Here is a 13044-nt window from a genome sequence, read left to right as displayed (position 1 = left end):
TTCCAAATACAAACTTTAGGACGGTTATTTGTCATGCACTTTTTTAGTATAGCATGTGCCTATTAAACTTTTAACAGAAAATTATTGACAAACTATTAGCTGGTTTAGTTAAATAACGGGTTATACAATACTTTTATTTTTAAAGCATTCTAAGTTATATCTTTAATCAAAAATTAAAGCTGAACTAATACAAAAATTAGTTCAGCTTAAAAAATAGCTATAATGTTGCATGTTGCATATTGTATACAGGATACTGATGTATTAATTACTTTATTTCAATGGAATATCCAATTCAATATTTTTTCCAATAGGATTAAAGTAATAGTTTAAATATATTTTTGCTTTGCCATCATAATTTTCAAAGTTCTCCGTCGCATAAAGATACTGCTCATCATCTGAGTAAGAGCCACCTGTAAATTCTAACGGTGCGCCATCTGCTTTTACAGCATTATTTAGAAACGAATGTCGCACTCTATCATCCCATTTCTTTGCAGCAACGGATACACCTTGCTGCGTTACAGAAATATCCCAATCCAAATATTCAGGCTTCGTTAGTACTTTTTTTGTACCAAAATCAACTTCGATAAAATCCTCGCCCTTTGGAACGGCATGAACAGCTCCAATTAATATTTTGAGTGAATCTGAATCATGGAAATAGTTACTTTGTAAATTTAGTGTGAAGTTGCCGTCGCGAATATTTCGGCTTATATACATGGCATTTTTAACGACCTCTTCTCTTCGCTCCCCTTCTTCTGTCTCGACCGCAATATCATCAAGTGCTAAAATTTGCATTGTATTCGCTTCGTCTAATTCTATATCGATTGCCATTCTTAATGGAGAACGGCGAATTTGTGTAATCGTAAATTTCTGACCACTGACGTCTACAGTACGATTCGCAGTAATAATTTTTTCCTTTGCGATTTCATTTTGTAGTGAAAACGGTATCGTAATTTCAATGTTCCCCTTATCTTTTTCATAGAAACGAAAAACCACTTTAAAATCCTTTGAAGTATAAGCGAAAGGCTCTGAAAAACTATAATCTACTGAAGAAGAGAAGCGCGTTTGACTTGATTGATTGCTTGTAAATGAAGCTCCACCTTCAATTTCTTTATCCCCTTGGAACAATTTAACTTCCTCCAAGTGTAATTTCGACATATCAAATGTTGCATCGGCGTCATAGTAAAGTACTAATCCCGAATTATCTGCAATCACGCCTTGCAATGTAAGTGATAGACCGTTTTTAGACTGCGTCGTATTGATTTCTTCATAGTATCCATTGTCCACAATATCTTTTATCCCTTTATCTCTTACAACCGCTAATACAATTTGTTGAAAGCCGGGAATTTTTGCAACATAGCTAGCAATCGTAGGAGAAACACGAATTGAAAATAATAGGCTAAAGCAAAGCAAAAAGGCTATCGCAACTGGAACAATGCGCTTCTTTGTTCTTTTTTCTCGCTGAACTTTACGAAACATATCCATTCGAACTTGTTGAAGTTTCTCCTTTGGAACGTCAATCTGTTGTTTACTCATAGCCAGTCCTCCTTTTCTCCAGCGAAGTTTCTTAGCTTCTTTAGAATGTGATGAAGCTTAGACTTTACAGTACCCTCCGGAATTTGATTTAGCTCGGCAATTTCTTTGTTTTTTAGTTGCTGAAAATATTTCATATAAACGAGTTGCTGCTCTGACAAGGATAAATGTTCCAATAACCGCTCCATATCAGAGTAGATGACCCACTCAACTAGGTGATGTTCCTCAATTGAAACGGTTGGTTGGCGTTTTCGTAAATGGTCTTTACAACAATTGATTAAGACGCGCACGAGCCATGTTCTGGCATATTCGTGCTGTTTAACGGTATGCATTTTTTTCAGTGCCTTGTAAACCAGGTCCTGCATCACGTCTAAAGCGTCTTGCTCATTTTTCAGATATGTAAAAGCCATACGATATAAAATATCTTCATCCATTTCAATAAGTGAAAGAATCGCTTGATGATCCCCACGAACAGCACGCTTTACGATTTCCAATTCCATCCTTTTCGCCTCCTTCCCTAATTAGACTCAGCGATGCTTCATTTCGTTCAAAAAATTTAAAATTATGTATGAATCCCTCATCCCGACATAAAAAATAAGTACTTCTGGATATACACGACGAATAGAGGCTGGGACATAACTAGCTTCATTAGTGAGAAATCCGAATTTGAATTCATTCAAATTCGGATTTCTCTATTTTTTATGTTGTCTCCATATAGCTATTAGCTAATGGCTGTGAATTTTCTTAAATTCACGGCCATTAATGCGAGGCCCATCTCGTTTTCAACCTTCGATTTTCCTCTCACAGAAAATCGAGTGAAACGCAAATTAGCCTTCAAGAATCCAAAAACTGGTTCCACGTCAATTTTGCGTTGACGATAAATGGTACTCGTTTTTTCTTCTGAAAGCTTTACTCTTACATATTCTTTTTGTTGCTCCCACTTCTCATTCACGATTAACTTACGATTATTTCCCCCTTTTGCTTTCGTACATAACGAACGTAGGGGGCATCCGGAACAGTCCTCACATTCGTATATCTTAAATTCACGCGTGAAATCATACTTATCCGTTTTCGTGGAACGATATTTAAATACAAGCTGTTGTTGGTTTGGGCAAGTGTATCGATCATGTTCTTTATCATAATCCCAGTTCTCTGTATTGAATTCGTTTTGCTTATGCTTTTTCTTCTGTTCTTTTACATACATGTTATACGTGATTAAGGCTTCTCGCTTACGGTTCGAAAGGATATCATCATAATTTTGTTCACTGCCATATCCAGCATCTGCGACGATGTGTTTTGGTAACTTAAAATAATGTTGTTCGATTTCATCTAAAAATGGGATTAATGTACGTGTATCCGTTGGATTCGGAAAAATGCTGTAGGCAAGCGCATACTGACCTTCTGTTGCCACTTGTATGTTATAACCTGCCTTCAATTGACCATTTTTCATATAGTCATCTTTCATACGCATAAATGTTGCATCCGGGTCTGTTTTCGAATAACTATTTCGTTCGTCAAAGATTTCGAAGTCTCTTTGATATTTTAGTTTGCGTTCAATATAGTCGATCAATTGTTTGCGAGCCTGCTTTGGGAATTTCCGTTCCGTTCTTAAAGCCTTTCGCTCTGCTACATCCGATGACTCTTCAATTTTTCGATCATATTCAGAAATCACTTCATCAACTTTTTCGACCATTTGAGCGAGGTCTTCCAATGCTAATTCCTTTTCACTTTCCCGTTCAATTTCTGGCATGATTTCTTTTTCAAGCAGCTCATCGTATAGCTGGTTTGACTTTTCAATTAGTCCGTTATGAAATTTCTCAACCGACTTTTTCCACACGAATGTAAATTTGTTCGCATTCGCTTCAATCTTTGTTCCATCAATAAAAATAGCTTCCTGGTCAATTAATTCTCCCTGTACCAGCTGGCAGCGGAATTGAACGAAGCATTGACGAATCAACTCTTTTACCTCTGGTTGGACACGGAATCGGTTGATTGTGCGGTAGGTTGGTTCATGCCCTTGAGCTAACCACATCATCCGAAGACTATCTTTTAAAAGCGCTTCAATTTTGCGCCCTGAGAAGACAGATTGCGTGTAGGCACATAAGATAATTTTAAGCATCATGCGTGGATGGTAGGCAGGACAGCCCTCATTTCGAAGGAATGGTTCAAACGCTTCGGGCGGGATACTTTCGACTAAATGGTGGACATGGAAGGCGATATCATTCTTTTGTAACTTCACTTCAAAATCTAAAGGCAAAACTAATTGATTCATGTTATAATCTTTAAACATAAGGATCCTTCTTTCTGTATAATTTTGTTATGGTGACTTAATTTTATCAGAAGTGGTCCTTATTTTTTATGAAAAAAATTTAAAGCCGGTGAAATTTTACTAATCGTAAAATTTCACCGGCTTTTTAGTTAAGAGGTGGGTTTTGTCCCAGCCTCTACTTATTTTCCACAGGTCGATTGAATAGCTGTTGACCATGGCATGTATTTATTTAAAATGTTTCCGCTCTATTGAAATTGTACATTCTGCAACTCCGTGATGAGATTCATCATCACAAAAGCGAACTAGCGTCTATGCACATGCTCATACTAGCATAAAGCTTACATTTCATTGGCAATCTGTTTGACAATCTCATCAATAGTTGGGATAGCTGAAGTTTTATTGGCCTGTGTCAAAATACTAAAGATATACCATTTACCACTTTTTCCTTTTACATAACCACTTAAAGAATATGTTCCAGAAATATAGCCAGTTTTAGCAGATACACTATAGCCCTTCATACGATTTTCTAAAGTAGCACCAACAAGGCTACCTTTTCTTCCTGCATGGGGTAATGCGTCTAAATATGAGTTATACCAGGATTTACTTTGAATTTTATATAATAATAGACTTTCTTGCATACTATTAACTCGATTTTGATGACTTAAACCTGAACCATCTTCAAAGTACCACTGATCCATATCAAGCCCAATTTCATTACCGTATGTTCGAATTACTTGGATGCCAGCTGACCAGCTTCCTTCCCCAAGGAGCTCACGCCCTAGTTGTTTTGTCAACATGTCTCCCATACCATTAATGCTTAACTTTAAATATTTGAAGTTAATATCAGTTAATAGCTTTGAATACGAAATACTTACTCGCTGTGCATTTTCAGGTACCTTACCAGTCTCAAAAGGCATTGATTGGATACCTTTGGCTACTAATTTTTCACGAAATACATCGAGAGTATACTGAGTTGGATTAAAAACAGTTACATATGTATTTTTCTGTGAACTTGCTGGTAAGTTACCAGTTACAATGATTCGATCTGTACCATATTCTCTTGTAATTTTTACAGTGCTTTTCTCACCCTTGTTAACAATTTTTGTTTTATTGTCAACTGGAATAGTACTTGCAAACGGAACAAGCTGAACATTAGCCGTAGTGCCAACCTTTGTGCCGGTCACTTTCACTTGCACAGTTGCAATATCATATTGATCATTTGGAGAAATCGTTAACGCTGAAATACGTGAAGCATAAGGCTCAGCCTCTTCTTGAGGTACAATCCCCTTTGGTAAACGATCTGTATCAAACCAAGTATCATCCCCGATTAAGGAACCCGTAATTTTTTTGATACCCATTTTTTTCAATCTTTTAGCAAACGATTCTAAATGACTAGGTAAAAGTGTTGGATCTCCTCCACCCTGTAAATAAATATTACCTTGAAGTACACCATCTTCGATCGGTCCATCGATGAATGTCTTCGTAGCAAAGCGATAATCAGCTCCTAATAAATCCAATGCAGCGGCACTAACTAAAAGCTTATGGGTAGAAGCAGGGCGTATCATTTTTTCACCATTATTATTGTAAAGTACATTTCCTGTTTTTGTATCTCGTACGGTAATGCTGTACTCATTGTCCTTCCAATTTTTATCAATAATGCTATTCACTTTTGTTGTCATAGTTTGCTCACTAGCACCTGCCTTCTCAACAAAGATGGTGGTCAAGTAACAGACCATTAAAATCATTATAAACTTTTTCATAGCCCCTCCAATTCGGAAAATTTCCACTTTTCTTTCTTTTATTCTACGGAAAAAATTGTCATTTTACAACAAAACACTTTTTTATTTTACAAAGAATAGTAGTCATCTTTTTTATTCGACAAGAATAAACTGTAATAGCTAGCTAAATCATTTCGGGAAAGGAGTTGTTTATAAATGGGTGCTAAATGGATAAAGATTTCAGTCTTATATTTAGTGATTGTTTTGGCTTTTGGACTGTTTATGCATTATACAATTCAACTCGAATGGACGGCGACACACGCACACATCGGTGTAGTAGGTTGGCTGACAACTGGTTTAATCGGTTTAATTTATTCAATATATAAAGATGCAGCCGAGACAGGACTGGCCAAAGCACAATTTTGGTTCTACAATCTCGGATTACCGTTCCTCTTGGTCGGTATGATGATGGTTCATATAGATGTACCACACTGGTTATTTGAGCTCTTTGTATCTGGTGGCGGTATAGCGGTAGCAATTTCAGTGCTGTTCTTTTTCGTCAATGTCTTTAAAAATGTAAGATCTTAAATAGAAAGCCCCACTTTTTTCGAAAAGTGGGGCTTCATTTATACTATTCTCCCTGTAACCATTCAAATTATTATTGCAATGAATTCGCCTGCATTTGATACATTTTTTCGTAAATGCCACCTTGTGCTAATAGCTCATCATGTGTACCACGCTCAACAATCTTACCTCGATCTAAGACAAGAATACGATCTGCATTTTTAATAGTAGAAAGTCGGTGAGCGATAATGAAAGTTGTACGTCCTTTTTTCAGGACATCCATCGCATGCTGAATAATTTCCTCTGTTTCCGTATCTATATTAGAAGTAGCCTCATCTAAAATTAAAATAGCTGGGTCAAAGGCAAGGGCACGCGCAAAGGAAATTAACTGACGCTGTCCAGATGACAATGTGCTCCCCTTCTCAATAACAGGCTCATCATAGCCATTTGGCAAGTTCGCCAAAACACGTTCCCCACCAACTGCCTTTAATGAGGTTTCTATTTTCTCTCGTGAAATTTTAGGATTGTTCAGGCTAACGTTTGAAGCAATAGTACCTGTAAATAAGTATGGGTCCTGTAGAACAATACCCATATGTTCACGCATTGTTTGACGAGGGACAGAAGTGATATCAATTCCATCAATCGTAATTTTTCCTTTAGATGGGTCATAGAAACGGAACAATAAGTTCATAATAGAACTTTTCCCAGATCCTGTATGACCTACTAAGGCAATGGTTTCACCTTGGTGTGCTTCAAATGAAAGGTTTTTCAATACGTAATCATCATTTTTATAAGCAAAGGAAACATCTTCGAACACCACATTTCCTTTATATCTAGGTAAACTTTTTTCAGATACTGGCTCCCCATTAATATCTAACACCTCAAAGACACGCTTTCCTGCAACAAGTGAGCGCTCTAGCTGAGAAAATTGATTGACGATATTCGTTATAGGATTAAATAATCTCGTTAAATAATCGACAAAGGCATATAATGTCCCTGCAGAAATAACTTCCGTTGCCGTAAATGATTGTGTACCAAAGTAAAAAATAAAGATCGTAAACATAAGAAGTCTTAATGTATTAACAAGGTTGAAAGATGTTGCAGAATCAAGGAAGAGCAGCTTACGTTCATATGCATAATGCTCATTATTCATGTCATCAAATTCCTTCGTCATTTGCTGCTCACGACGGAATGCTTGAATAATCGTCATCCCTTGAATCGATTCATTAATCATTGCGTTAATATCGGCAATTTTCGTTCTAATAACATCATTATATTTCGAGGCAACTTTACGATATAAAATCATCCATAAATAAACGACTGGTACCATAGCCAATGCTAGGAATGCCATTTTCCAATTTAAAATGAAAAGTGCGATATAAACACCCACAATAGAAATTAAACTCGTAACGAAGTTTGAAAGTACTTGAACATATAAATTTCGAACAGCCTCGGTATCATTCGTTACACGGGCTACAATTTTCCCTGCTGGTAAATTATCGAAATATTGAATTGGCAATGTTTGAATATGCTCAAATACATCCTTACGTAATTTTTGTACAACACGGTTGGCACCCATTTGTAAGTAGATGTACATAAAATAGCGTAAAACAGCTGTAGCTATTGCTAAAAGTAAATATACAACTAATAGCCAAGTAATTGGTTTTAATTCAATGCGGCCAATTGTCATGTAATTATCAATGATATGCTTCGCAATAAAAGGCCCAACAAGCTCCGTAAAGACGGCGATTGTTAAGAAAAATAGTCCAAGTAGTATCGGTTTTTTAAAATACATTGCATAGCGCGTTAAACGTTGACTCGTACTCATGAGGCACCTCCTTCTAGCTGCTGACGGTCAAATTGCTCTTTATACCATCCTTGTTGTGCAAGAAGCTGCTCATGTGTTCCCTGCTCTACAATTTGGCCTTCATCTAGCACGATAATTAAATCGGCGTGCTGAATTCCTGATAAACGATGCGTTGTAATAATCGTCGTTTTATCTTGTCGTTCTCGCTGTATATTTTCAATAATTCTTGCCTCTGTTTTGGCGTCTACAGCAGAAAGCGAGTCATCAAGCATTAAAATTTCAGGGTCTTTAATAAGCGCACGCGCAATTGAAACACGTTGCTTTTGACCACCTGAAAGAGATACACCCTTTTCACCAACAAGTGTTTCAAGGCCCATTGGTAAATTTTTTAAATCCTTTTCAAAGTATGCTGCACGAATCGCCTGTTGCAATTCAGCCTGTGTAGCATCTTCTTTCCCAAATAAAATATTTTCACGAATAGTCCGTGAGAATAGAACATGATCCTGTGGAACATAGCCAATCCAGTCAAGTAACTGCTCCTTCGTTTGTGCAGTAATATCGACTCCATCAATCGATAGCTGCCCCTCACCAATTGGATACTCGCGTAATAATTGTCGTAGGAAGGTCGTTTTACCCGCTCCTGTTTTACCAACAATCCCAAGTGTTTGCCCCTTTTTCAACGACAACGAAATTTCCTGGAGGTTTTTTACCTGACTCATCGGATATTGAAATGTTAAATCATCAAAGCCAATCGCATTCGGTGTCGCAATCGTTCGCGGATTCGAAATATTCCGAACATCTGCCTCGTAGTTTAGCGTTTCTTGTACACGATCAAGAGAAGCATTACCTTGCTGCATCACATTTATAAGTTCCCCAATTGCAAAAATTGGCCAAACTGCTAGCCCCAAGTAAACATTGAACGTTACAAGCTGCCCAACTGTCATAGCATCAGCCGCCACTAGATGAGCACCATAGCCAAGCGCTACAACATAACTAATTCCAGTACCGACCTTCGTAATCGGCCCGAATAATGCGTTAATTTTTGCGGTATGCATATTTTTTTCATATACAATCTCGCTCATCTCCGCAAAATTTGTTTCGTCCTTTTTTTCTTGTACATATGCCCGTACAACTCGCACACCTGCAACCGACTCTAGAACACTATCATTAAGCTCACCAAAAGCATCCTGCGCCTTCATATAGCGTTCATGCACAATTTTCCCTAAATATTGAATAAGGATGGCCATGATCGGCACTGGCAGCATTGCAAAAAAAGTAAGCTTCCACGAAATCATAAAACCCATGGCAAAAATAATAAAGCCCATATAGATTGTGGAATCAATCAATGTCATAATCCCGAATCCAGCAGTCAGCGACACTGCGTTTAAATCATTCGTCGCACGTGCCATTAAATCTCCGGTACGGTTTTTCTCATAAAACGTCGGTGTCATGCGCAAAAAATGCTCCATAAGGTTTCGACGTAAAATTTTCTCTAGGTTAATGGCCCCTTCAAATAATCTGAATTGCCACACAAAATTAAGGACATAGCCCCCAATCATGATACACACAAAAATCAAAACATACTTCGTTAAAAGAGCTGGTGTCATTTCTCCAGCAGTCAATATATCAATAATTGACCCTAGTAAATACGGTGGAACAACTTCTAAGCCACTTGCTATCATTAATAGCACAACAGCTACAGTATATTGCTTCCAGTATTTTTTAAAAAACCAACTTAATTTACTTAAAACATCAAACATACATTATAACCTTCTTTCTCTAGTGCTGTTAAAGCTGTGCTACCCACTATCCATAAATATCTTGATGAAAATCATTTTTTGTACTTTGTTTCGCATACACATGCACTCCTTTTTTGTTGTCACTACAACCCTTTTTTGCAACAAAAAAGACACATACCCCAAAAAAGAGCATGTGTCTCTTCATAAAAGGCCAGGAGTTACCCATGCCATTTATTTACAACGAAAAATAAAAATGTTAGAAGACATGGACAATGTATGCAGTTGTACTTTGATATGATACTGATAAAATTAACATCGTCATGCCCTCCTTTACTTAAGATTGTTATAGTGTTATTGAAGATTATCACACTTTAGAAATATTTGTCAACCAGCTCACTGTTATTTTTTACATTTTTCAGGAAATAATTAACGCTTTAAAGTATCGAATTGCTAAAAGTGAAAATATGGGGACGATAAGTAAGAACTAAAATTTAGAATTAAAAACTACAACTATTTGTATTGACTTTAACGTCACGTAAACCTTTATGGTTAGTTTGTATTAACCTAAAGGAGGAAATAAACATGCATGAATTTTATCAAATGCCCTTATTTGTAAAGCTAAAAGTAAGAAATATTGAAAAGTCAAAGGAATGGTATGCTAACGTACTAAATTTCAATTCAGTATTTGATTTTCCAGATGCTAACGGAACAACTTCAATGACACATTTGAGAGGAACAAAGTACCAAGATTTGATGTTATTACAGGCTAAAGAAGTCAGCACCTCTGACTCAGTCATTATTAATTTATTCTCTAGTGATATTAACAGTATTTATCAAGCAGCACTAGATAATAAAACGAATATTATTCAACAACCGACAGTTCAACCTTGGAATGCAAAAGAATTAACTTTAGAAGATCCAGATGGTTATGTTTTTACAATAACGGAAAGTGTCGATACCAATAAAGACTTTGATACTGTCATTGACAATGTTAAAGATCAATTATAGCTTCCACTATTTCAGCGGATGTTTGGACACCTGCTGATAAGTTCTGGAAGACCCTATCGAACAAAGCCAGTTCGATAGGGTCCAAATCGATTTATCGGAACAATCTTGAGATTTATCGGAACAAATCTCTGATTTGTCGCCTAACTTCAATTTATTGCTCAACTTTTTTAATTTATCAACTAACTTTTTTAATTTATCAACCAACTTTCTAAATTTATCAACCAACTTTCTAAATTTATCAACCAGCTTCTAAATTTATCACCTAACTTAAATTTATCGTCCACTTCACAAAAAAACAAAGAACCGCTAACCGTCGCTAGCCAAAAAAAGGGAGTTATCCAAGCAGCAACCTGTTATCTAACTAGACTTTCCTCTCGCGAATAGCAAATATAGAGATTTTTGCTCACTATAACAACTATCGGTGTACTAGTAATATGCCAATGCCACAATCTCCGTCCTTAGCAAGTTGAATATAAGTTGAAACGTCGTTTACTGTTTTGAATTTTACTGTGTGCTTTCTAAGGCCCCAGCCCTATAACAATAATAATTATTATTTAGTAATTTATGAATTAGTAGTGGCAGTTTTTCCGTTAACGGGCTTTCCGCATAACGGATTAACCGTTATCAGATTTTCAGTCAACGGTGTAATAGTGTTTGATTACTAAAGAGCTTCTCCTCCTTGTTAGATATATACATATTAAGAGATGATATAGGGACATTAACTACGAAGTAATTTGACAGGAAATATAAGAAATATATTTTTCTAAATCGATAGTTTACTAAAATAGTATTTTAGAAGAAAACATTTGAATCAAGGCTGGTAAAACGGAGTAAAATATAATAAAAAAATCATGTCATTTTAAATTTGATCTCTCTTTGATATATTTGAATCCATATAACTATAGAAATATATCTAAAGTGGGTATCTCATGATACACTTTTTAATATAGAAATTTAATAAGGAGTCTTTACTTTGAAATCATTTTTAGCTGTTGGAATTGGCGGATTTTTGGGAGCCATTTGTCGATATAGCCTTGGTCTAGCACTTTCAAATAACGGTGGTTTTCCATTTGCAACACTTTGCATAAACTTAATTGGTTGCTTTTGTTTAGCATGGCTATTTACAACGTTTACAAAGCGTACTCCTATTATTTTAGGAATTGGTACTGGCTTTTTTGGTGCCTTTACAACCTTTTCGACATTCTCATTAGAAACGCTATTACTTTTACAGGATAGTAAATGGCTACAAGCCGTTCTTTATATTTTAGTGAGTGTATTTGGCGGTTTAGCTTGTGCTTGGCTAGGATTTAAGCTTGCAAAGGGGCGCATCGTATGATAATTATTGGTATCGGTGGATTTTTGGGTGCACTAACAAGATTTTATCTTGGAAAATTGATTGTCCATACATACCCATGGGCAACATTTTTTATTAATATAACAGGTTCTTTTGCCCTTGGCTTTCTATTTGCATTACATCCAAGTGATTGGATTTGGCATTTTATAGGGCTTGGATTTTTAGGAGCCTATACGACCTTTTCAACATTTGGTTTTGAATGTTTGCAACTATTAGAGCAAAAAAAATGGAGACAAGCGATTATTTATATATGCACTACAGTTTTATTCGGTTTACTTTTCGCAGCACTTGGCTTTTTCCTTGTGTAGCAGCATTTATGAGAAACTAGAGGTGATTTTTTGACACAGCCTTCCATCGAACAATTAAAAGCGCTCGAAGCTGAAATTGAACAAACACTAAATACTTTAATCAACCTAGAACTAGAAGAAAACTTTCCAGAAATGAATACACGTTTTGCACAATTGCTTGCAAAGGTTCAAGCAGCTCAGTTAATTGATTATAAACTTGATGTCCTCGTTGACCCACAAGCATTCGCAACAGAAACATGTATTCTACTACAAAGTTTGATAGAGGCAAAGTCTAGACCACATAAAAGACAACGACTTCTAACGCATCGTATGATTTTAAAAATATGGCTGCGTAAAAATCAACGCTTTATGAACGAATTTTTACCACAAATGTTTTAGGCGCTCTCCATTTTAAAGGGCGCCTCCTTTTAAGTTGCAACACTTCTTTTAAATCCCCCTTCAATTGTTATATTAAGTTTTCACAACCGTACTAAAAATTACATTTCCTCTGACCCTTGTTACATGTTCAATTTTCCTCAATAAATTTTTCTGAATATAGCTTTAAAACAAAATTCGAATAAAAATATGTTGCAAATATCGGTTTTTTATTATAATATTTATTATTGTGAAAAAAAATAATATATTTGCTTCTTATCAAGAGAGATGGAGGGACTGGCCCAATGAAATCTCGGCAGCGGAACTTATGAATAAGTTACTGTGCCAAATCCAGCAGGCAAAGGCTTGATAGATAAGAGGAGTGTTTTATAA

Annotated in this window: 11 protein-coding genes and 1 riboswitch; of the genes, 5 read left to right on the top strand and 6 right to left on the bottom strand. The window is 36.1% G+C overall.

Going from position 1 to position 13044, the window contains the following annotated elements:
- Positions 1-270: 270 nt before the first annotated feature.
- The 4 genes from JNUCC51_RS22435 to dacB all read right to left on the bottom strand — a co-directional run bounded on the left by JNUCC51_RS22435 (position 271) and on the right by dacB (position 5559).
- Positions 271-1533, bottom strand: a complete 1263-nt coding sequence (locus tag JNUCC51_RS22435; protein ID WP_337989834.1) for a DUF4179 domain-containing protein — start codon at positions 1531-1533, stop codon at positions 271-273.
- Complete coding sequence (locus JNUCC51_RS22430) at positions 1530-2030, bottom strand: sigma-70 family RNA polymerase sigma factor (protein ID WP_134024374.1); 501 nt, start codon at positions 2028-2030, stop codon at positions 1530-1532. Before JNUCC51_RS22430 ends, JNUCC51_RS22435 begins: the two co-directional genes overlap by 4 nt.
- 221 nt (positions 2031-2251) lie before the next feature.
- Positions 2252-3820, bottom strand: a complete 1569-nt coding sequence (locus JNUCC51_RS22425; protein ID WP_337988393.1) for an IS1182 family transposase — start codon at positions 3818-3820, stop codon at positions 2252-2254.
- Between the two features lie 317 nt (positions 3821-4137).
- Positions 4138-5559 carry a D-alanyl-D-alanine carboxypeptidase/D-alanyl-D-alanine endopeptidase gene (dacB, locus tag JNUCC51_RS22420; RefSeq protein ID WP_337989833.1) on the bottom strand — a complete coding sequence of 474 codons (1422 nt, stop codon included), beginning with the start codon at positions 5557-5559 and terminating at the stop codon, positions 4138-4140.
- A gap of 174 nt (positions 5560-5733) precedes the next feature.
- On the opposite strand from dacB, the gene JNUCC51_RS22415 reads away from it, so the two are divergent.
- On the top strand, positions 5734-6105 hold the full coding sequence (locus tag JNUCC51_RS22415) for a hypothetical protein (protein WP_337989832.1): 372 nt from the start codon (positions 5734-5736) through the stop codon (positions 6103-6105).
- Between the two features lie 70 nt (positions 6106-6175).
- Here the strand turns inward: JNUCC51_RS22415 and JNUCC51_RS22410 are convergent, their stop codons facing one another.
- Together JNUCC51_RS22410 and JNUCC51_RS22405 are read right to left on the bottom strand one after the other, a co-directional pair.
- Entirely contained in the window at positions 6176-7909 is a 1734-nt protein-coding gene (locus JNUCC51_RS22410) for an ABC transporter ATP-binding protein (RefSeq protein WP_337989831.1), read from the bottom strand.
- The gene (locus tag JNUCC51_RS22405) at positions 7906-9648 is read right to left on the bottom strand and encodes an ABC transporter ATP-binding protein (protein WP_337989830.1); all 1743 of its coding nucleotides are present in this window, start codon (positions 9646-9648) and stop codon (positions 7906-7908) included. Before JNUCC51_RS22405 ends, JNUCC51_RS22410 begins: the two co-directional genes overlap by 4 nt.
- 561 nt (positions 9649-10209) lie before the next feature.
- Here JNUCC51_RS22405 and JNUCC51_RS22400 point away from each other — a divergent pair.
- The 4 genes from JNUCC51_RS22400 to JNUCC51_RS22385 all read left to right on the top strand — a co-directional run bounded on the left by JNUCC51_RS22400 (position 10210) and on the right by JNUCC51_RS22385 (position 12675).
- Positions 10210-10635: a VOC family protein gene (locus JNUCC51_RS22400; RefSeq protein WP_337989829.1), complete on the top strand. Its 426-nt coding sequence runs from the start codon at positions 10210-10212 to the stop codon at positions 10633-10635.
- 973 nt (positions 10636-11608) lie between these two features.
- Positions 11609-11971, top strand: coding sequence for a fluoride efflux transporter CrcB (gene crcB, locus JNUCC51_RS22395; RefSeq protein WP_337989828.1), 363 nt, complete (start codon positions 11609-11611; stop codon positions 11969-11971).
- Entirely contained in the window at positions 11968-12297 is a 330-nt protein-coding gene (gene crcB / locus JNUCC51_RS22390; protein ID WP_049664607.1) for a fluoride efflux transporter CrcB, read from the top strand. Before crcB (JNUCC51_RS22395) ends, crcB (JNUCC51_RS22390) begins: the two co-directional genes overlap by 4 nt.
- Positions 12298-12327: 30 nt before the next feature.
- Positions 12328-12675, top strand: a complete 348-nt coding sequence (locus JNUCC51_RS22385) for a hypothetical protein (protein ID WP_337989827.1) — start codon at positions 12328-12330, stop codon at positions 12673-12675.
- Between the two features lie 249 nt (positions 12676-12924).
- Positions 12925-13031: riboswitch (SAM riboswitch) on the top strand.
- The last annotated feature ends 13 nt before the right edge of the window (positions 13032-13044 follow it).

It is taken from the genome of Lysinibacillus sp. JNUCC 51 (assembly GCF_015999525.1).
Lineage (GTDB): Bacteria > Bacillota > Bacilli > Bacillales_A > Planococcaceae > Lysinibacillus > Lysinibacillus xylanilyticus.
Note: the sequence above shows the minus strand (reverse complement) of the source record. Positions and strands in the feature narration are given on the sequence as shown.